Here is a 20,669-nt window from a genome sequence, read left to right as displayed (position 1 = left end):
CTTAACTGCCGGAAGCCGCGCGGTCCATCCACGCCCCGACCGGCCCGATCGCATCAAGGAAGGCCCGCATTGATTCCGCCGCTGGCGGCCGGCCTTCCACACTGTCTTCGGCCGAGACGATAAGGGTTGCCGTGGTTGCCTTTTGCAGGAGCAGACGATCGGCAAGGTTTGCAAGACGCAGCCGTGCGTTGCTGCCCGTCAGAACATTCCCGGTGCGGTAGAAGGTTTCGGCCAGCCGATAGACTGGCCCGGCCGTCTGTATCCGCATGGCGCTGCCGCCTGCCAGCGGCGCTGGGTTGCGTTCCCACGACCAGCCGCTGTCTGGGGTGAGCGCCCCCTCGCCGAAACCGCTCGCCTCGCGCCCATCGCCCTGCGCAGCATAGAGCGCGAAAGACACATCCACCACATGCCCGCGCGCGTCGATGAAGCGGCCGAGCAGGACATGGTCCGCACCAGCATGCCGGGGCTGCCAGAGTGCAAGCGGCTGATAATCCACCTGCCGCCATCCCGGAACCTGCGGAAAGAAGATCTGGCGCGGCACTTCCGCCTCGATCCGCGAGGCGCCCAGCGCCCATGCCGCGGCAAGCAGCACGATTCCGCCCATGGCCGCCACACCCCTGCCCGCGCCGATCCCGAAGCGCTCCAGCCTTTGCACAAGCCCGCTGGCTGCAATCGCGTCAGCATCGATCATCCGGTCATCGATGGCGCGATCGAAGAAACGCCATGCCGCCGCCATGACCAGCGCCATGACCACGGCAAAGAATATCCAGCCGTAGAAGATGTGATCGAACCCGACCGCAAACTCTATCCCGTGGCTTTGCGCGATGTAGATCGTGCCCCATGCGCGCACGCCATTGGCGAGGATGGGCGTCGCCACGCACAGGGCCATGAAGCCGATCCGGCGGGGCCAGGCACGGAAGCAGACATTGGCGACAAGCGCGCCATAGGCGATCATGGCGATGAGGAACTTCACCCCGGAGCAGGCTTCGGCAACCTCGAAATAGCCGCCCGGCGTAGTAATAAAGACACCCTCGATCTGTGCAGGCACGCGACTGATATCCAGCAGGGCCATTGTGATCGCGGCGGTGATGTTTTGCAGGGCGGGGATCAGTTCATCGCCAGCAGGCACCAGAAAGAGCATGTAGGCCAGCGGGAAGAGCAGGCCCGCCGATGCCCTTAGACCCAGCACGACCAGCACGCTTGCCTGCGCCATGAGCACGACGGCAAGCTGCGTGGCGAGCGCCACTCCGGCAAAATGGCCCAGCAGCCACAGAAGCGAGGCGCCCGTGAACGGGATCAGCCCCGGCCACCACCCGTGCGGCGTGATCTTGAGAACCTCGCGCCAGCGCAGCGAGATCAGCCAGCCGAGGATGAACGGAATCAGAAGGATATGGTTATAGGTGGAACTGTCCCACCATTGCAGCGCCATCGCCTTCCAGTCGGACGCGAAAACAACAAGATTGCCCAGCCACGCCAGCCCCAGAAGCATGAGCGCACGCCGCCATGCCGGGGAAAGCGCTGCCCATGCACAGCCAGCAGGCGACGCCAGACCGGAACTAGGCGGCAGCACGCGGACGTTCCGCATCATTCAGGCCAAGCAGTCCTCCAAGCGGTTCAAGCACGCCCGGCCAGCTGCATTCCTTCAGCACGAAGCTCCGCGCCGACCGGCCGATGGCATCGGCCAGCGACCTGTCCCGCAGAAGCCGAATGGCCTCACCCGCCAGCGCCTGCGAACCTTCGGAAACGACGATCTGCTCGCCATGGCGTGCGGGAATGCCTGTCGCGGCGGCGGGCGTTGCAAGCACCGGCCGGGCCATCGCCATGGCTTCCAGCACCTTGTTCTGAACTCCGCGCGCAATCATGAGGGGCGCCACCACCAGGTCCGAGCCTGCAAGCCACGGGCGCACATCGGGCACCGCCCCTGTCACAAGCACTCCGCCAATGCCGCCCAGCGCACGCACGGCAGGGGTTGGCGCCCGGCCGACGATGTTGAAACAGGCGGCGGGAAACTCTTGCCGGACGAGCGGCATGACCTTGCGGGCGAACATCTCGACCGCGGCGATATTGGGCGGATAGTCCATCTGGCCGGTAAAGGTGATCTGCGGCCCCGATCGCGCGGCCGCTTCGGCAGCCTCAACTCCGGCCGGATCGAAAAAGGCGGTATCGATGCCGTTGCCCAAGGACCGGACCTTGGGCTGCGGTCCCGGAGAAAGCCGCTCGCCGAACAGCTCCGCTTCCTCGTCAGTCACCAGCAGGCTGACACTGGCCCTTCGCGCAATGTCGCTTTCGAAGCGCGACAGCAGACGCGCCTCGCGCCGATAGAGCATTCGCATCGGTGGGACGGCACCGGCAGCATAGGCTTCGAACTTGGCCGAATCCACATCAACGAAATCCATCACTATGCGCCCGGCGAAATCCGCAGGCACATACTGCGCCATCTGCCCGGAAAAGACATAGATGGCGCCGATGGGCCGTTCGGCCAGAATACGCGCGACATAGGCAGCAATCTGCCGATCGGCAAAGGCGGTCAGGCTTACCGGCTTTCCCGCCAGCAGCGCTTGCACCCCTGCCCGCACCAGCGAACGCCCGCGCATGACCAGACAATGGCTTGCCGCGATGGCGGCCAGATCGCCCTCGTGGACCGTGTCGGCAGCGTCATCGGCAAAGCAGGCGACGTGAACCGGCGCCAGACCGGCAATGTGGCGCAGGATGTGGCAGGAACGGATCTTGTCCCCCCGGTCAGGAGGAAAAGGAATGCGATGGGCAAGGAACAGCACCTCGTTCATGCAAGCCCCCTTGCGATGAACGGCCCGATCCGGTTCGCCAGCCCCAGGGGCAGTTTCTGCCACAGCGCGATCTTCACCCGGTAACGGGGGCTTAGCGGGTTGACATCGCGCGGAGCATGCCCATCCGCCGTCCAGTGGGCATAGGACAAGGGCTGCGGCACAAATCCCCAGTTGCGCTTGAAGTGATAGGCGCCCGTATCGACCTTCGACCGCCCGAAATCAAAGCGATCGCATCCCCGGCGGCGCGCATGGTTCATCAGCGCATAATACATCACGTCATTGGCGCGCATTGTCCGCGCCGCAAACACACCGCCTCCCCAGTAAGGCATGACCGCGCCGCGATGATAGAGGCTGAGAACCGAGGCAAGCGGCGTCCCCCCGTGCAGCACGGTCAGGATGTCGGCGTCATCGCCGAAAGCATCAAGCACGGCATCGAACAGGGCGCGCGGAAATACCGGAGTGCCAAGATTGTGCACCGACTGGGCATAGACGGCATAGTGCATCGCCCTGTCCTGCGCCTCGCGGCCCACGCGCACCTCCATGCCATACCCAAGACCGCGGCGCACTTCGGCACGCTGCTTGCGCGGGATCGCCAGGAGTTGTGCCTCGTCATCAGCGGCAAGGGGCGCGATGAAGCCGGCGTGGCTGTCGGCCTTGATGTGCCACCCGAAGCCATGCGGGAAGGCACCGCCGCGCAATTCCACCGTCGGGCATTGCAGGCGCAGGGCAAGTTCCTGAACAGCCCCGAACAGGGCATCGTCTCCTTCGCCCACCACACCGCCGCCAACGCCGAAACCGGTTGAAACCAGCGCCCGGCCGAACAGCGGCGAATGGACCTGATGCAGGGCAAGAACCGCCCGGATTGCACCATCCCGCTCGGACAGGAGCAAGCGCACGCGGTGCCCGGTGGCGCGCTCGACCGCGTCGAGCCATTCCAGCCGGTGAAAGGCTTCGGTATCGGGATGTTCATCAAGAAACCGGGCCACCGCCCCGCGATCACCCGGATCAGCCAGCCTGACCTTGACGCGCGAAGGCAGGAAAGGTGCGTTCATGCGGCCATGCTCACCGATGTTCGAGCCGCTTCGTGCGAGGCCACCTCATCCATCCGTCCCCACCGGAAATCACGCACGAGCCGCGCCAGCTTGCCCGCCATGACATCTAGATTGGTATAGTGGCGCAGCCGCGATCTGAGCGGCGCGGTTTCGGGTCTGGGCTGGCCAGGATCGATTTCCCAAGGGTGAAAATAGAATATCGCGGGGCGGTGGTCGCGCAGGTTCACCTGACGGATGGCCCAGCGCGAAACCGCATAGGGAAACAGACGAAAGAACCCGCCGCCGCCCGCCGCCATGCGCCGCCCGGCCACTTCTGCGGTGGTGACGGGAATCTCCAGCAAGCCACTGCCTGCAACCGGCCGGAAGGCAAAGCGCGGTGCCTCGCGCCAGCCATAGTGATCGTGCACGATCGGGGCCACCGACGAAGAATAGGCATAGCCCTGTTCGGCCAGCACTTCATGCGCCCAGGGGGTGCGGGCATCGATCGAAAAGCTTGGCGCACGATAACCGGTCACAGCCTGACCGGTCGTGTCTTCCAGAACCTTGCGGGCGCGGGCGATATCGGCAGCAAAGGCTTCCCGGCCCAGCGTGAACACGCGCGCATGGTCCCAGCCATGGCTGGCAATTTCGTGCCCGGCATCGGCAATGCTGCGCATCATCGCCGGATAACGTTCGGCGATCCAGCCCAGCGTGAAGAACGTCGCCCTGATCCCGGCCACATCGAATAGCGCCAGAATCTCGGCGCAGTTGCGCTCGACCCGGCAGGTCATCGCGTCCCAGTCGGCGCGGTCGATCACCGTTTCGAACGCGCCAACCTGGAACCAGTCCTCCACATCGACCGACATGCCGTTCAGCATCTCAGCAGGCGCGCTCATGATCGTGTCCCCCCATCGAGCCGCTCAGGCGGCGGCGCGCTGAAAGTCTTCGCCCTCGATCCATTCGATAAGCATGGTCAGCGTGTGGCGAATGGCCTGCTCCTGTTCGGCAGTGCGGGTTTCCAGTGCGGCAATGCGGCGCTGCACGTCCTCGATGGCCTGCATCACGCCATCAGCCGCCGGACGCGCTTCGAGCGCGGCAATGCGGGCATGGGCATCTTCCAGCGCACCCACCAGATCCTCAAGCAGCGCCGCCTGATTTGCATCAACCGCCACGGGGGGCATTGCCGCCTTCTCTTCCAGTGCAGCGATCCGGCGCTGTGCCTCCTCAAGGCGGGCCTGCGTCTCGAAATCGGGCATCATCGGCGCGGCGGGCGCGCTGCGCGTGTCGGCCAGTTCGATGATGGCCTGCTGAAGTTCGGCAATCTGCTCATCGCGTTCAGCAAGGGCCGCACGCCACGCGGCCTCGTCAAGCGCTGCGGCGGGTGCAGGTTCAAGACCCGGCGTGGCAGCAAGGGGTTGCGGCGCGCCTTGCGAGGCCAGTTCCACCTTTGGCGCTTCCGCAATCGGCACCGGCGTAACCTGCGGCTGCGACGATGCGAAGCCGTCACCGGCAAGATCGGTCAGCACGGCCTCCAGCATCGCCGCATCAATCGTATCACGCTGTTCCACCGCGCCCATCAGGAGCAGACGGTTGACAATTTGGTTCACCCGCCGCGGCACGCCGCCGCTGGCCTTGGCAAGATCGGCAAAGACGCGCGGTTCGAAGGCGGGACGGCCCTGCCAGCCCACAAGGGCCAGGCGATGCTGGACATAGGGGCCGACTTCGCCCGGCTCCATCGCATCGAGGTGATGCGAAGCAATCACCCGCTGGCGCAGTTGCTCAAGTTCGGGCGATGCCTGAAGGAGGGTGCGAAACTCCGGCTGGCCGAGCAGCAGAATCTGCAAGAGCGGGTGCGCGCCAAGCTGGAAGTTGGAAAGCATCCGCAGCTCTTCCAGCGCCTCGATCGAAAGGTTCTGCGATTCGTCCACCACCAGCAGGCACCGGCGGCCCTCACGCGCCTCGCGGTGCAGGAATGCCTCGATCTGTGCAAGCGCAGTGGCCTTGTCGTGACCGGCAACTTCCAGCCCAAAGGCGCGCGCAGCCACGTGGATCAGTTCTTCGCCATCAAGCGCGGACGTGACGATCTGTGCGGCGGTCAGCCTCTGACGATCGACCGTAGCCATGAGATGCGCGGCCAGCGTCGATTTGCCTGCACCGACCTCGCCGGTAATGACGATGAAGCCTTCGCCCTGCGCCAGACCATAGCCGAGATAGGACAGCGCCTTGCGGTGCGTCGCGCTCTCGAAATAGAAGCGCGGATCGGGCGTAAGCTGGAACGGGCGGCCTGCGAGGCCATAGTATTCATCGTACATCGTGGCCGTCTCCGGGCTTCAGAAGGAATAGCGCAGGCCGACAAGGCCCGACGCCACCGTCTGATCTTCAAGCAGATTACGGTTAAAACTGTCCAAACTCACGGCTGCGGAAGCTGCGAGGCGATTGGTCAGGTTGCGGAAGTAGGCAGCATTGATGCCCAGCGCATTGGTGTCGCCAAGTCCGGCAGCGCCCGACTGGAACCACGCCGAATAGGCCGAAACGGCAAAACGCGAGCGCCGGTCGATCGGGCCGTTGATCCCGGCATCGACGTAGTAGCTTTCATCGATCACGCCGTTTGCGGCGCCCAGCACAGAATCGGCGCGCGCGATGAAGCTGCGGCGGATGTAGCCTGCGCCAATCCCTGCCTGAAGCCGTCCCAGGCGGCGGGAATAGGTGGCATTGACGCCTCTGGCCCGGAATACCGAAGAGGCGACCGAGGACAGCGCATTGTTGACGCAGGCCCCGCCCTGCGAGCCAAGCGCGCAGCCGCTGATCTGCCCGTTGAAGGGATCGCGGTTCACCTCGAAATCGGTCGGCAGATCGCGCAGCGCGCGGGTCAACTGCCCGCCGAAGCCTGAAACATTGTCATAGGCCGCAATGGTCAGCGCGCTGCGCGAATCGGGGACGTAGGAGAAGCTGCCGTAGTAGGTGGTGCTGTCATAGCGCCGACCGACAAAGGCCGACAGCGCCGTTCGGCGGCTCGGCCGCCACATCACCCCTGCATCCCAGGTCAGCCCCTCGGTTTCGTAGGCAAGCTGGCGCGGGCGAGAGGTATCGGTCACGAAGCGGCCATCGGGTCCGATCACCGGGGCGCCGCTGCCATCACGCAGCGCATCGCGCGATGAAACCTCAACGTCCTCATAGCCAATCGCCCCCACGAGCGAAAGTTCGCTCGATACCGGAAGGATCGCCTGAACCCCGGCGCGCATGTCGCGCACGCGCTGGTCAAGGTTGGATATGTCTTCCTGGAAGAACGATCCGGTTGCCGTCAGCCCGATGGGCAGCACGGTTCCCGGTGCGACACCCGCGGAAAGCTGGGCCGACTGGACGAAAGATTCGTCGAACAGGTCGTTGAGCGGCTGGCCTGCTGCGCCTTGCAGCACGTTCTCCTGATCGAGCCGGTTGTAGCCGACCATGTAGGAACCCGACATGGCCACATCGCCCACGTTCGTCGAGAAGGCCGGGCCTGCATAAACCGAATAGATCTGGCTGACGACATCATCGGATGCCAGCGAGTTCAGCGCAGCCGCGCCGCCTGCGCCAATGCTGGTGCGCGTTGCCAGAGCGCCTGCCTCGATCGAGAGCTTGCGCGGCACAAGGTCATGCCGCACGCGGGCCAGGCCGGAAAGTATGTCGCCATCGGCCACGCGGTCGGACTGCGAAATCCGCCGCTCGTAGCGCACGGAGATGGCCCCCTCGGTGCGGCGTCCCACCAGCGATACGTCAACCCCGGCCGCGAGCGAACTGTAAGTCAGCACATCGTCGCCCGGCGAAAGCTCCCACAGCACGTTCTGCACGGCCTCTATATAGGGGCGAACCGTGGTGCGGGCAGCGCTTGCGCCTTTTACCGAAGAACTGCGCGGCGCCGAAGTATCGCCGTCGAGGCTCTCGTAGCCGATGGTCTGCGCGTGCAGCGGCGATGCCACGAGGACGGCAGCGGCCAGAGCCAGCCAGCTTGAAACCGTCTTGCGGGAAGGACATGCCATGCCGGTCACTCCTTGTAACCGTAGTAGGTGCCAAAGCGGCGCCCGGTGGTGGAAAAGCGCGTGCCGTTGAGCAGCAGCTTGATATCCTCGCATGCGCCCAGCAGGCCCACCGCATCGCGAAGGGCTGCCTCGCCAGTCATGTCGGCCCGCACGATCACCACCGTCTGGCCCACGTGGTTGGCCAGAACCGTGGCGGGCGATGCCGCCAGAACCGGAGGCGAATCGAAAATCACGATGCGGCCGGGAGCATGGGCGGTCAGCCGGGCAAGCACCTGCTCGGTCCGCGCCGAGGCCAGAAACTCCGTGTCCGATCCCGTCGCGTTGCCTGCGGGCAGCACATACAGCCCGGCAATATCGGTGCCGATGACGCAATCCTCCACCGCCAGCGAAGGATCGGCAAGCGCGTCCATCAGGCCCTTCCCGCCGGGCAGCCCAAGCGTGGAAAGCACCGATGGCTTGGCAAAATCGGCGTCGACCAGAAGAACCTCGTTGTCCTTTTCGGCGGCAATCGAAATCGCAAGGTTCACCGCGCAGAAGGTCTTGCCCTCACCGGGATGCGCGGATGCGATAAGAATGCGCTCGCCGCGCACCGGTCCATGACCGGCCCGCGATGCCGCCGCCGTGCGGAGCAACTGCCGCTTCACGATGCGGAACTCCTCCAGCAACCCGGTCACGGCGCTCTCAGGCTCGATCAGGCACTGCTCGCGCAGATGGTCGCGGTCGATCCGATGGCGCGGTCCGCTGAACGGCACGGGCGCGGGCATGGATTGCACCGGCGCAGCCGAGGCCACAGCTGGTTCGTCAGCAGATTGGGCAACAGCGGTCTCGTGAACGACCTCGACGGCGGCCTGGCGCGCAGCCGATGCCGGCCTGACGTTCGGCTCCGGCGGCAGGTCAGGCAGGGGACTGCGGGCAACCGCCCGGAAATCGAAGCTGCCGGACGCGCGCTCGATCAACGAGGGGCCTGAAGGCGGCAGCGGAATCTTTGTCTGGTCGGTCATCGCGCTCCGCTCCTCAAGCCATCATTCCGCGCTTCAGCATCTCGACGCCGAGCAGGACGAACAGGACCACGAACAGACCGGCGAAGCCGCCTGCGAACCACTTGAGCTGCCTTGCGCGCCGTGCGCGGGCATCACGCGTCAGGGCTTCCGAAATCGCACCCAGCACCGGAAGGCCGGTCGCCCGTTCAAGCTGACCCGTGGTCGAATAGGCAGACTTGAGCTGGGCGAGCGCAAAGGCCCCGCCCCCTCCCGCGCCAATTCCGGCCAAGAGCACGAAGACCAGCAGAAGCGGACGGTCCGGCGCCGAAGGCCCGCGTGGCATCGTGGGCGGATCGATCACTTCGAACTTCACCGCATCGCGCTCGGTTTCGACCTGGCCCCGCAGCCGCAGTTGCTCGCGGTCGCGCAGGAGCTTGTCATACTGCTCCTTGAGGACATCATAGTCGCGGTTGATGCGCGCAGCCTCTGCGGCCGCGGTCGGCTCGCTGAACTGCTGCGCGGCAAGCTGGGCAATCTCGGCCTGCAAGGACGCCTTGCGCGATTGCAGCGCCACGATGCTGGCCTCACGGTCCGCCTTGATCGAGGCAAGCGAGGAATAGGCGGGGTTCGGCGTTCCGCCGCCGCTGCCTTCGCTGGCCGCTGCCTTCTGGAGACTGGCGATCTGCGCCCGAATCGAAACGACATCAGGATGGCTGTCGGTCAGCCCGCGCGCGCGCATCGAGGCGAGGTCTGACTGCGCCTGCGCCAGCGCGCCCTTGGCACCGCCCGCAGCCCCCGGCACTGCAATGGTCTGCGGCGTGCCTGAAAGCTGGCCATTGATCGATGCCAGCGCACTTTGCGCTGCCAGCAGGTTCGATTCGACATCACGCAACTGGCCGCGCGCAGCTTCGAGCCGCGTCGTGATCGAACCGATGCCGGGAAGGATCCCGGCATTCTTGGCCTCGAACTCGGTGCGCTTCAGTTCCGCCGCTTCCAGCTCGCGTTTGCGGTTGGCCAGCTGCTGATCCATGAAGGCCAGCGTCTCGGTCATCTCGCCGCGCCCGCCGGCAAGGTTCTCCTCGCGGAAGATGTCGATCATCTTCTGCACCACATCCTGCGCCAGCCGGGCGTTCTCGCCATCGCTGCGACCGCCGCCACGCGTCGTGGCCGTGATCGCGAAGAGGTTATCCTGCTGGCTGACAACCTGAATGTTGCGCCCCAGCGATTCGACAGCGGCCTGCATCTGCGCGTCGGTGCCCACGGCATCGCCCAGCCGCGTTGCGCGGATGACCTTTTCAAGGTTGACTGCGCTCGTCAGCGTCTGGCGCACGCGCTCGATATCGCGCTTGCGATCTCCGCGAATGCCGATCTGATCGGCCAGCACATCGTCGATCTGGACGAAGATGCGCGCCTTGGACTCATAGCTGTTGGGTATCAGTGTCACGGCCAGCCAGCCCAGCAGGCAAACCGCCCAGGCAATGGCCAGGGCAATCCAGCGCCGGTGCCAGATGCCGTGGAGCGCGATGCGCACTTCCTCGTAGATGCTGGTCATGCCTGCTCCATCCCCCGCCCGCTGCTCAGAACATGCTTTCGGGGATGATGATGACGTCGCCGGGCATCAGCAGGACATTCGCCTTGGTATCGCCCTTGCGCAGGAGATCGCCGATGCGCACGGCATATTCCTTCTGCGCGCCGGACTGCTTGTCGAACCGCACCAGACGCGCCTTGTTTCCTGCCGCATATTCCGACAGGCCGCCCACCGCGATCATGGCGTCAAGCAGCGTCATGTTGGCACGGAACGGGATCGAGGCAGGCTTTTCGGTCGCTCCGACGATGCGCACCTGCTGGCTGAAGGTTCCGGCAAACTTGTTGACGATGACCGAGACGATCGGCTCCTGAATATACTGCGAAAGCTGGAGCTTGATGTCCTCTGCCAGCATCGAGGGCGTCTTGCCCACGGCGGGCATGTCGGTGATGAGCGGCGTGGTGATCCGGCCATCGGGCCGCACCTGCACCGAAGCGCCCAGTTCGGGATTGCGCCACACGAAGATCGTCAGTTCATCGAGCGGGCCGATGACGTATTCCTCGCCCGGCCCTTCCTGAAGGGCCACGAACGAGGCAGGCGGAAGCTGCTGACCGCCCCCCGCTCCGCCGCATCCCGCAAGCGCAAGGCTGAGCATTGCCGTTCCGGCAAGCATACGGGTTACGCGGGCATTCAAGGGCATGGCCATTCCTTCTTGCTGCGATATGCCCTGCGGCGTCCGGCCGGTGGCCGGGGCGCAAGGACCGCAATTCATCACCGGCTATCGCCAAAAAGGGTGAAGATTGCGTTAGCCTTGATTGCTGCAAGAGGTGACGCCAAGGCGGCGCTGACCCTTGTGCCACATCGGGACTGCCACATATCGAACGGTTAATCGCCGGTTCTGGCGGCCTTTCAGGCGCCGTCGGACCTCATAGACGGCCCAGTCACAATTGGCCCCGTCAGACAAGGATTTCGCGCGCCGGTCCCTGACCCAGGAACATTGCCGGGCTGGCCGTGGCGCCATAGGCCCCAGCGCAGAACACCGCCACGAGATCGCCCACATCGGCGCGCGGGAAGCCGCCCTTGTCGGCCAGCCGGTCAAGCGGCGTGCACAGGCAGCCCACGATGTTCGCCTCTTCTTCCGCCGCCGCCCCGAACCTCGTGGCAATGGCGCTGGGATAGTTGCGGCGCACGACTGTGCCGAAATTGCCCGATGCGGCAAGCTGGTGATGCAGACCGCCATCGGTAACGAGATAGACTTCTCCGTGACTTTCCTTGCGGTCAACCACCGACGCCAGATAAACCCCGGCTTCGCCAACGAGATAGCGGCCAAGTTCGATGCAGAACGCTGTATCCTTGAGCGCAGCGGGAAGGTTGGCAAACCGTTCATCGAGGGCTGCGCCGACCGCCGCGATATCGAGCGGTTCATCACCCGGAAAATACGGTATCCCGAAGCCGCCTCCCAGATTGCACTTTGGCAGCACCGCGCCAGCTTCGTCTGCAAGTCGCGCAGCAAGGGCAAGTGTCTGCGCCTGCGTCTCGATGATCGCGCCTGCATCCAGCGCCTGACTTCCGGCAAAGATGTGAAAGCCCCGCCAGTTCGCCCCTGTTGCCATGATGCGGCGCACCAGTGCGGGCACTCGCGCGGCATCGACGCCAAACGGCTTGGCCCCGCCGCCCATCTTCATGCCCGATCCCTTGAGATCGAAATCGGGGTTCACCCTCACCGCCAGTTGCGGGATCACGCCAAGCCGGTCGGCAATGGCGAACGCCCGCTCTGCTTCCCCTTCGGATTCCAGGTTGAGCGTGACGCCTGCCGCAATGGCGATCTCGATCTCGGCATCGCGCTTGCCCGGCCCGGCAAAACTGACCTTCTCCGGATTGATCCCGGCTTCTTTCACGATTGCCAGTTCACCGCCCGATGCAATGTCAAACCCATCGACAAGGCTCACCATATGCCTCAGCAACGGCGCGTAAGGATTTGCCTTGACTGCATAATGGATGGAAAGCCGCTTTGGCATGGCCGCACGCAGAGCGCCCATGCGTGCGCTCAGCATGGCGCTTGAATAGACAAAGAGCGGGGTCCCGCCAGCCTCTGCCACCAGGTCTGTTACCTTGCGGCCATCGACGGCCAGCACACCATCGATTGCTCCAAAGCCTGCTGGTATCGGTCCAAGCGGTTTCATGTCCGCGCTCCTTCGGCCAGTTCAGCCGCCAGCGCCACACGATCAAGTTTGCCATTGGGGCTGACCGGCATGACCGCGCGCCAGTGCACGTGGCGCGGCACCATGAAATTGGGCAATGCGCTGCCCAGGGCGGGGAGCAGCGCATCGGGATCTGCCCCCGCAGCCAGCCGTGCGACGAGGTGGATCGCCTGTCCCAGTTGCGGATCAGGCAGGCCAATTGCCACTGCCTCTGCAACGATGCCTGTCGCCACGGCCGCTTCCTCAACCTCCTGCGGGCTGACGCGATTGCCGCTGGTCTTTATCATGGCATCGCGCCGCCCCACGAAATGCAGCAGTCCCTGCGCGTCGCGCGTCACCCTGTCACCCGACCAGACAGCAGTGCCCCCAAGGCGCGAGAAGGCGGGCGCGGGCCGGAAACGCTCGGCGGTGCGTTCGGCATCGCGCCAGTAACCCTGTGCCACCAGCGGGCCGGCGTGGACCAGCTCCCCCTCCTCTCCGGTCCCGGCCTCCTCGCCCCGGTCATTGACGACGAGGATCTCGGCAAAGGGAATGGCGCTGCCGATAGATGTGGGATGCGCATCGACCAGCGCAGGATCAAGATACGTTGAGCGGAAGGCTTCGGTCAGACCATACATGGGATAAAGGTCCGCATCGGGAAAACGGGTGCGCAGGCCGCGCACGAGCGAGGGTGTAAGCGCGCCGCCACTGTTGGTCAGCCGCTTGAGCGATCTTACCGCATCGACCGGCCAATCAACTTCGGCCAGTTGCAGCCAGAGCGGCGGAACAGCCGCAATGGTGGTTATGGCGTGCCGCGCGACCGCTTTTACCACATCGCGCGGGGTCAGGTAATCGAGCGGCACCACGCTGCCGCCCGCATACCATGTGGAAAGCAACTGGTTCTGTCCATAATCGAACGCCAGCGGCAGGACCGCCAGAACCCGGTCATGCGGGCCAAGTTTCAGGTAATGCGCAACGCTGACCGCGCCGAGCCAGAGGTTGGCCTGACTGAGCATCACGCCCTTGGGCCGCCCGGTCGATCCGCTGGTATAGAGGATGGCGGCAAGGCTTTCCGGTCGGGCGTCAGAGGGAGGCAACTGCCCGGCCAGCGCACCGACCTCTTCCCATGCCCCGCCCTCCTCCATGCAGGGGCAAGGCGCGTCGCCAGCCTCAAGTGTTTCAAGGCGCGCCCTGTTCGAAATGAGCATCGCAGCCCCGCTGTCGCCAAGGATGTGCGCAACCTGCGCCCGCTTCAGCAGGGGATTTATCGGCACATGGACCAGACCGGCGCGGACTGCTGCCAGCGGCATGATACAGGCCAGTTCGGTCTTGGGCAGCCAGGTGGCAATCCTTGCGCCAGTTTCGGGAATGCGCGCCTTCAGCCACGCGGCAAGGCTGCCTACACGCGCGTTTAACTGTTCATGGCTAAGCCTTGCATGCCGCAACACCAGCGCGGGCGCGCCGCGTTCGCCGCGCAAGGCGAGGTGATCGAGCGGAAAGACGGTGGGATCGGGGCTTTCGGGCACGCAGGTCTCGGCAGAGGAATGCAGATCGTAGTGAACGTCTATCATGCCAGTCTTGCCGAAGCGCAAGCCGACACGCGGGTTCTTGGCGTGCAAGGCGCTTCGCCGTTCGAGCGGATGGACTGGCTGGCGCTTCTTGCCGACCATTGCCTTGACCGGTCAAAGGCGCGCATCAGCCTCGCGACCGGAGATAAGGGCGTTGCCGTCCTGCCCTGGATCGAAGCCCATGACGGGGCGGAGGCACTGGCAAACTGGTACAGCTTTTTCGTTTGTCCACTTGGTGAAAGCAGCCTTCTTTACGACATTGCACGAACATTGCCCGCAGGCCGGGCAAGTTTTGCACCAATGCCCGAAGCGGATGCTGCCGCGCTTGGCGTTGCCTTTCGCCGGGCGGGCTGGATCGTGCTTTCACAGGTCTGCGACCTGAACCACGTGCTTCCCGTCAAGGGGCGAAGTTTTGCCGAATACTGGGCGCAAAGGCCAGGCGCCTTGCGCGAAACGGTGCGACGAAAGGGTCGCAAGGGTGTGGTATCACTGAATATATCATCGCGCTTCGATCCCGGCGAATGGGACGCCTACGAAACGGTTTACCGACTGAGCTGGAAGCCCGGCGAAGGATCGCCCGACTTTCTGCGCTGCTGGGCGCAGGCGGATGGCGCCGCCGGGCGGCTGAGACTTGGCATTGCCCGCATCAATGGCCAACCGGTGGCAGCGCAGTTCTGGACCGTGGAAGGCGAAACCGCCTTCATTCACAAGCTGGCCCACGACGAACGCTTCCGCAAGGCATCGCCCGGCACCCTGCTGAGCGCGGCGATGTTCGAGCACGTGATCGACACCGACAAGGTTGCCCTGATCGACTTCGGCACCGGGGACGATCCCTACAAGCGTGACTGGATGGAAGAGGTGCGGCCTCGCTGGCGGTTGCGGGCGTGGCGCAAGGGTGCCGTCCGCCACTGGCCGGCCATGCTGAGGGCGCTTGCAGGAACCGCGCTGGCACGAAAAGCTCCGGCCGGGTCGGCGCCGCTGCCTCTTGTATCGGCAAATCCGGGTGTCTAAGGGCACATTGAAGCAAGGCGCAGCAAGGCGCAATCGAACTGCAAACGGGGCCTGATGAGCGATATTGACCGCACTCTTCGCGCAATCCTTCAGGACGTTCTGGGCCTTTCGGCCGAGCGTGTGGCGGGATTTGATGCTTCGACCGGCCTGTTTGGCGATCTGCCCGAACTGGATTCAATGGCCGTGGCTGGCCTGCTGACGGAAATAGAGGATCGCCTCGACATCGTGATCGAAGATGACGAGGTTGACGGCGAACTGCTCGAAACCTTTGGCAATCTGACCGCGTTTCTGGAAGCGAAGCTGGCGCAGAGGCTGCCGGGGTGAGATCGGCGTGACCGCCGGTTCCATCGCTCCATGGCCCTGTCCCGGCCCGCACGGACAGAGCATGGAATATGCCCTCGCATTCGATCGGCGTCGCAAGGTCCGCCTGCTGATCGTTCCGCCGCTTTTCGACGAGGCCAACCGGATGCGGCGGATGCTGGTCGATACCATGCGCCTGCTGGATGCGGCGGGGACAGATTGCTTCCTGCCCGATCTGCCGGGCTGCAACGAAAGCCAGCAGGATTTTTCGGCGCAGAGCCTTCACGGCTGGCGGCGCGCCATGGCTCTGGCTGCAAGCCATTTCCGGGCCAGTGATGTGCTGGCCGTGCGCGGCGGTGCGCTGGTCTTCCCCAAGGTGCTTCCGGGCATGGTGCTGGAACCGGTCAAAGGGGCAAGCATCCTCCGCCAGTTGCTGCGCGCCCGCACCATCGCCGCGCGTGAAGCCGGGCGAGCCGAGAACGCAGCCGAGCTTCTGGAGCAGGGACGCGAAACGGGTCTGGAACTGGCAGGCTGGCACTGCGGGCCGTCGCTGATAGCCGGACTGGAGAACACAACACCCGAAATCGAAGGGCAGCGCATCATCGCGCAGAGTGAACTGGGCGGAGCCGGATTGTGGCTGCGCGCCGAACCAGCGGCTGCCCCCGATCAGTCGGCGGCTCTGGCCCGAATCGTTCTGGAGGAAGTGGCTCCATGACCCGGCGGCACCTGACTTTCCGGTGCGAGGGTGCGCAACTCTTCGGCACGCTCGACATTGGCGAGGCCAGTGGCGCGACTGGACTTCTGCTGGTTTCCGGCGGCAACGAACTGCGATCCGGCGCATGGTGCGGGCAGGCGCAACTGGCCGCACGTCTGGCCCGCGAAGGCTTTCCGGTGTTCCGCTATGACCGGCGCGGGGTTGGCGACAGCGAGGGCGAGAACCCCACCTTCCGCCATTGCGCACCCGATATTGCCGCCGCCCTTGCCGCGTTCAGGACAGCGGCACCGCACATCTCGCGCGTGGTGGCCTTTGGCAACTGCGATGCGGCCACCGCCCTCATGCTCTTTGCCCGCGAGCTGCCACTGGCAGGGCTGGTGCTGGCCAATCCCTGGACAATTGACGGGGAAGAAGCGCCGCAGACCATGCCCGCATCGGCCATCCGCCGCCGCTATATCGCCAAGCTCACGAACCCGCGCGAGGTTTGGCGTTTGCTTACCGGCGGGGTTAACCTTGGCAAGCTGGCGAAGGGACTGCGCAGCGCGGCCGCCACGAAGCCCGCGGCCCCGGCCGGACTGGTTTCCGAAATGAGCACCGGCCTTGCCGCATTCGACGGGCCGGTTTCGATCCTGCTGGCATGTGGCGACCGGACAGCGCAGATGTTCGCCGAGGTGTGGGACCGCGCCGATCCGCGCATCGAGCATGTCGACAGCGCATCGCACAGCTTTTCAGACGCTGCCGCGCGCGAATGGCTGCACGCGCGGCTGGTGGACATGCTGGAACGAAAGGACTTGGCCGGTCGGGCTTGCTGACGGATACCCCGCCTCCTCGCAGCCGATCGGCAACGCCGGTTCAGACCTTGGCCGCCTGCGCTGCCTTGAAGTCATGTTCGGCGAGGAAGCGTTCAGCATCGAGCGCGGCCATGCAGCCGGTGCCTGCCGCCGTCACGGCCTGACGATAGGTGTGATCCATCACGTCACCACAGGCAAAGACACCGGGGATTGCGGTCTTGGGTGTGCCCGGCTCGACGACGATGTAGCCGTTGGCGTCGAGTTCCAGCTTGCCCTTGAACAGTTCCGTTGCGGGCGCATGGCCGATGGCAACGAAGGCTCCATCGGTTTCCACAAGCGATTCCTCGCCCGTCACGGTATCGATCAGCTTCACGCCGGTCAGCCCCTTGCCATCCTCGCCCACGAAGCTGTCAACCTTCCGGTTCCACAGCACCTTGACGTTCGGGTGCGCAAAGAGGCGGTCCTGAAGGATCTTTTCGGCGCGCAGCGAATCGCGGCGGTGGATGAGCGTCACGTCGGGTGAATGGTTGGTCAGGTAAAGCGCCTCTTCCACGGCGGTATTGCCCCCGCCGATGACCACCACCTTCTTGCCGCGATAGAAAAAGCCGTCGCATGTCGCGCAGGCCGATACGCCCTTGCCCGAAAACTCCTGTTCGCCGGGAACGCCAAGCCACTTGGCCTGCGCGCCCGTGGCAATGACCAGCACATCGCCTTCATAGATGTCGCCACTGTCGCCCGTGGCGCGGAACGGCGGTCCTTCAAGGCTGACATCAAGGATCGTGTCCCAGATCATGCGAGTGCCGACATGTTCGGCCTGGGCCTGCATTTCCTGCATGAGCCACGGCCCCTGAATCACGTCGCGGAAGCCGGGATAGTTTTCGACATCGGTCGTGATCGTAAGCTGCCCGCCCGGCTGAAGCCCCTGCACCACGATCGGCTGCATGCCCGCACGCGCACCGTAGATTGCGGCGGAAAGCCCGGCGGGGCCGGAGCCGATGATGAGCATTCGGGTCTTGTGCGTGGTGGCCATGGCAATCATCCTGTCGGTCTGAGACGCCGATCGCGAGCCTTGACCGGCGGCGGCATCATGGCCGCGAAATAGGCAGATGGTGCGGCAAAAGCGAGTCCGCGCAGGGCGGTTTTTCCTCAGGAAGGACCGAGAAAATCTTTCCGCCGCAAACCGGGCGCCCGGTTACGCCTCGACAAGATTGCGCTCCATCGCAGCAAGCAGATCGGACGACACACCAAGCACATCGGCGGCATAGGCTTCAAGGCTGCCGTGACTTTCGGCAATGGCGCCAAGCGCCGTATCGAGGAAAGCGGGTTCAACCCCCATGAGCACGCGGATGGCCGCATCCTCCATATCGCGCCCGAAGCCTTCGCGCACATGGCGCGCACCAGCTTCGATCCGGGCCTCGGCGTTGCCGGCGCTATTGGTCAGGAGATAATCGGCCATGGCGTCATCGCGATGGACGCCCAGCAGATGATGAACCAGCGCGGCGGCAAGGCCCGTGCGGTCCTTGCCTGCCAGACAGTGCAGCAGGCTTGGGCAAGGCTTTTCGGCAAGGGCGCGCATATAGAGCCGGAAAGTGCCAACGAGAACCGGCCGATAGGGAAGGGTCCGGTAGAGCGCTTCCATGGCGCGGCGGGCATCGGCGGCGCTGCGCACTTCGGCGGCGGCTTCCTCGTGCACAGCGCGGCCGGGAGCGCCGCCAGCCTGCATGGCCGTCTCGCCCGGATGAAACAGGACTTCGCCCGCAAAACCGGGCGGACGGCGGCACGGGTTCTGGCGACGCTCGCTGTCGCCGCGCAAGTCTATCACCGTGGCCAGGCCGATCCGGGCAACCTGCGCCAGATCATCCTCGGTGGCCTCGCTGTGATGGCCCGAACGCCACAGCACACCCCGGCGCAGGCGCCCGGCGCGAGCGGCATAGCCACCATAATCGCGAAAGTTGTGAATACCCGACAAGGGGATCACGCGGCCATCTTCGCCGGCTTCTGTCATTGGGGAAAATCCTTGCGCGAAGTTCATTTCCGTTCAACCGGGATGATCGCCAGCGTCAGGCGCGAGATGCACACCAGCCTGCCGCCCTCGTCCTCGATCCTGATCGACCAGACATGGCTGGTGCGCCCCAGCGCTTCGGGCCGGGCCGTGGCATAGACCCAGCCTTCGCGCACCGGGCGGACATGATTGGCGTTGATCTCCATGCCCACGCCAAGGAAGCGCTCCGGATCGACCACCATCGCGCCTGCCATCGAACCGATGGTTTCTGCCAGCGCCACCGATGCGCCGCCGTGAAGCCGTCCGTAGGGCTGGTGGGTGCGATGATCGACCGGCATGCGCGCACGCAGCCAGTCCGGGCCGCAATCGACGAACTCGATGCCGATATGCGCGGGCATGGATGTGCTGCCCAGCCGGGTCAGCCGCTCAAGCGAGGGCATGACGCCATTCCACCAGATAACTTCGGTCATCCGGAAAAGCCTTCGGCCAGAAAGCGCTCGGCGCAGCCCGCAAGCACCGCAGCGCCCAGCGGCAGCACGCTTTCATCGACAATCATCCTCGTCGAATGGATCGAGCAGCACGAACGCCAGTCCACCCCTTCGTGCGCCACGCCAAGGAAGAACATCGCACCGGGCACGCGCTCAAGCACGTAGGAAAAATCCTCTGCCCCCATGATCGGGTGGTCCAGCCGGTGAAAGCCCTTCGCACCCGCGATTTCACGCACCACCCTTTCCCCCAGATCAACCGCACGGGCATCGCAGACGGTCACGGGAAAGCCTGGGGTGATGGTGACGCTGGCAGTCATGCCGTGGGCAGCCGCGACATGGCTGGCGATCTGTTCCAGCACTTCGCGCAGCCGGGCGCGGTTTGCCGGCGAAAGCGTGCGCAGCGTCCCGCGCATGGCCACGCGGTCGGCAATCACGTTGTGCGCGGTGCCCGCCTCGATCTTCGCCACCGTGGCAACGACCGGATCGCTGACCGGAAATCGGCGGGTGACGGCGGTTTGCAGTGCGGTCACGATTTCGCAGGCAACGGGCACGGGATCAAGCGCATCGTGCGGCATCGAGGCATGGCCGCCACGCCCCTCGACAACCACGTCGAACTGGTCGGCCGAAGCCAGCAGCGCCCCTGCCCTGCCCGCCACCAGCCCATGCGGGCTGTTGGGCATGACATGCAGCGCAAAGGCCGCATCGGGCAGAGGATCAATCAGCCCGTCATCCAGCATGAAACGCGCGCCGTGAAACCCTTCCTCGCCGGGCTGGAACATGAACTGCACCTCGCCCGCAAGCTGGTCGGCCCGCGCGCAGAGCACTTCGGCAGCGCCTGCCAGCATGGCCGTGTGCGTATCATGGCCGCAGGCGTGCATTGCACCGGGTATGGTGGATGCGAAGTCCAGCCCGGTTTCCTCGTTCATGGGCAATGCGTCCATGTCGCCCCGCAGGAGCACCCTGCGGCCCGGTCCGGCACGCCCCTTCAGCGTGGCAACCAGACCGGTGGTGGACGGCCCTTCACGCCAGATGAGCGGCAGATGGGCCAGCGCCGCCCGCACCTTGTCGCGCGTTTTCGGCGTGTGCAGTCCCAGTTCCGGCTCGGCATGGATCGCGCGTCGAAGGGCAATGATGGCGCCGGAAAATCCGCGCGCCTGTTCAAGCAGTTCGTGGTGAAGCATGGGGCCTCGTTGTGATGATGACGGCAAGGGTTGCATGTTGCGCGCTGCCTGTCGAGCCTTGGGGATAAGGCTTGCACCTGCGGGCAGCGTGC

Annotated in this window: 19 protein-coding genes; 4 read left to right on the top strand and 15 right to left on the bottom strand. The window is 64.9% G+C overall.

Annotated elements, in window-relative coordinates:
* Window position 1 precedes the first annotated feature (1 nt).
* The 11 genes from xrtA to DKM43_RS05445 all read right to left on the bottom strand — a co-directional run bounded on the left by xrtA (window position 2) and on the right by DKM43_RS05445 (window position 14,092).
* Window positions 2-1,588, bottom strand: coding sequence for an exosortase A (gene xrtA / locus DKM43_RS05495; RefSeq protein WP_236632405.1), 1,587 nt, complete (start codon window positions 1,586-1,588; stop codon window positions 2-4).
* Window positions 1,557-2,786 carry a TIGR03087 family PEP-CTERM/XrtA system glycosyltransferase gene (locus tag DKM43_RS05490; RefSeq protein ID WP_109797465.1) on the bottom strand — a complete coding sequence of 410 codons (1,230 nt, stop codon included), beginning with the start codon at window positions 2,784-2,786 and terminating at the stop codon, window positions 1,557-1,559. Before DKM43_RS05490 ends, xrtA begins: the two co-directional genes overlap by 32 nt.
* Window positions 2,783-3,838: a FemAB family XrtA/PEP-CTERM system-associated protein gene (locus tag DKM43_RS05485; RefSeq protein WP_109797464.1), complete on the bottom strand. Its 1,056-nt coding sequence runs from the start codon at window positions 3,836-3,838 to the stop codon at window positions 2,783-2,785. The genes DKM43_RS05490 and DKM43_RS05485 overlap by 4 nt, the downstream gene beginning before the upstream one ends.
* Window positions 3,835-4,695 (bottom strand): XrtA system polysaccharide deacetylase, encoded by an 861-nt coding sequence (locus DKM43_RS05480; protein WP_109797463.1) that lies wholly within the window; start codon window positions 4,693-4,695, stop codon window positions 3,835-3,837. Before DKM43_RS05480 ends, DKM43_RS05485 begins: the two co-directional genes overlap by 4 nt.
* Window positions 4,696-4,737: 42 nt before the next feature.
* Window positions 4,738-6,129, bottom strand: coding sequence for an XrtA/PEP-CTERM system-associated ATPase (locus DKM43_RS05475; protein WP_109797462.1), 1,392 nt, complete (start codon window positions 6,127-6,129; stop codon window positions 4,738-4,740).
* Window positions 6,130-6,147: 18 nt separating this feature from the next.
* On the bottom strand, window positions 6,148-7,836 hold the full coding sequence (locus DKM43_RS05470; protein ID WP_109798009.1) for a preprotein translocase subunit YajC: 1,689 nt from the start codon (window positions 7,834-7,836) through the stop codon (window positions 6,148-6,150).
* A gap of 5 nt (window positions 7,837-7,841) precedes the next feature.
* Window positions 7,842-8,837, bottom strand: a complete 996-nt coding sequence (locus tag DKM43_RS05465) for an AAA family ATPase (RefSeq protein ID WP_109797461.1) — start codon at window positions 8,835-8,837, stop codon at window positions 7,842-7,844.
* A gap of 13 nt (window positions 8,838-8,850) precedes the next feature.
* Window positions 8,851-10,368, bottom strand: a complete 1,518-nt coding sequence (locus DKM43_RS05460; protein WP_109797460.1) for an XrtA system polysaccharide chain length determinant — start codon at window positions 10,366-10,368, stop codon at window positions 8,851-8,853.
* Between the two features lie 25 nt (window positions 10,369-10,393).
* Window positions 10,394-11,041 (bottom strand): XrtA/PEP-CTERM system exopolysaccharide export protein, encoded by a 648-nt coding sequence (locus DKM43_RS05455; protein WP_109798008.1) that lies wholly within the window; start codon window positions 11,039-11,041, stop codon window positions 10,394-10,396.
* 256 nt (window positions 11,042-11,297) lie between these two features.
* Window positions 11,298-12,524: a pyridoxal-dependent decarboxylase, exosortase A system-associated gene (locus tag DKM43_RS05450; RefSeq protein WP_109797459.1), complete on the bottom strand. Its 1,227-nt coding sequence runs from the start codon at window positions 12,522-12,524 to the stop codon at window positions 11,298-11,300.
* Entirely contained in the window at window positions 12,521-14,092 is a 1,572-nt protein-coding gene (locus tag DKM43_RS05445) for an acyl-CoA ligase (AMP-forming), exosortase A system-associated (protein ID WP_109798007.1), read from the bottom strand. The genes DKM43_RS05450 and DKM43_RS05445 overlap by 4 nt, the downstream gene beginning before the upstream one ends.
* Between DKM43_RS05445 and DKM43_RS05440 the strand changes: the two genes are divergently transcribed.
* The 4 genes from DKM43_RS05440 to DKM43_RS05425 all read left to right on the top strand — a co-directional run bounded on the left by DKM43_RS05440 (window position 14,078) and on the right by DKM43_RS05425 (window position 16,927).
* A complete protein-coding gene (locus DKM43_RS05440; protein ID WP_109798006.1) occupies window positions 14,078-15,100 on the top strand; it encodes a GNAT family N-acetyltransferase in 1,023 nt (340 codons plus the stop codon). The two genes, DKM43_RS05445 and DKM43_RS05440, sit on opposite strands and share 15 nt — an antisense overlap.
* A 54-nt stretch (window positions 15,101-15,154) precedes the next feature.
* Window positions 15,155-15,424, top strand: a complete 270-nt coding sequence (locus DKM43_RS05435; protein ID WP_109797458.1) for an acyl carrier protein — start codon at window positions 15,155-15,157, stop codon at window positions 15,422-15,424.
* 61 nt (window positions 15,425-15,485) lie between these two features.
* Window positions 15,486-16,115 (top strand): alpha/beta hydrolase family protein, encoded by a 630-nt coding sequence (locus DKM43_RS05430; protein ID WP_109797457.1) that lies wholly within the window; start codon window positions 15,486-15,488, stop codon window positions 16,113-16,115.
* Window positions 16,112-16,927 (top strand): hydrolase 1, exosortase A system-associated, encoded by an 816-nt coding sequence (locus DKM43_RS05425; RefSeq protein WP_109797456.1) that lies wholly within the window; start codon window positions 16,112-16,114, stop codon window positions 16,925-16,927. The genes DKM43_RS05430 and DKM43_RS05425 overlap by 4 nt, the downstream gene beginning before the upstream one ends.
* 40 nt (window positions 16,928-16,967) lie before the next feature.
* On the opposite strand, the gene trxB is transcribed toward DKM43_RS05425, so the two are convergent.
* From trxB to DKM43_RS05405, 4 genes are all read right to left on the bottom strand, one after another.
* A complete protein-coding gene (gene trxB, locus DKM43_RS05420) occupies window positions 16,968-17,936 on the bottom strand; it encodes a thioredoxin-disulfide reductase (RefSeq protein WP_109797455.1) in 969 nt (322 codons plus the stop codon).
* A 162-nt stretch (window positions 17,937-18,098) separates the two neighbouring features.
* Window positions 18,099-18,911 (bottom strand): tyrosine-protein phosphatase, encoded by an 813-nt coding sequence (locus DKM43_RS05415; RefSeq protein ID WP_109797454.1) that lies wholly within the window; start codon window positions 18,909-18,911, stop codon window positions 18,099-18,101.
* A gap of 23 nt (window positions 18,912-18,934) precedes the next feature.
* Window positions 18,935-19,378, bottom strand: coding sequence for a hotdog fold thioesterase (locus DKM43_RS05410; RefSeq protein ID WP_109797453.1), 444 nt, complete (start codon window positions 19,376-19,378; stop codon window positions 18,935-18,937).
* Entirely contained in the window at window positions 19,375-20,577 is a 1,203-nt protein-coding gene (locus tag DKM43_RS05405; RefSeq protein WP_109797452.1) for a M20 metallopeptidase family protein, read from the bottom strand. The genes DKM43_RS05410 and DKM43_RS05405 overlap by 4 nt, the downstream gene beginning before the upstream one ends.
* Window positions 20,578-20,669: the final 92 nt, after the last annotated feature.

The organism is Novosphingobium meiothermophilum (genome assembly GCF_003171715.1).
GTDB lineage: Bacteria > Pseudomonadota > Alphaproteobacteria > Sphingomonadales > Sphingomonadaceae > Novosphingobium > Novosphingobium meiothermophilum.
The sequence above is the reverse complement of the archived record's forward strand: the minus strand, read 5'-3'. Positions and strand labels throughout refer to the sequence as shown.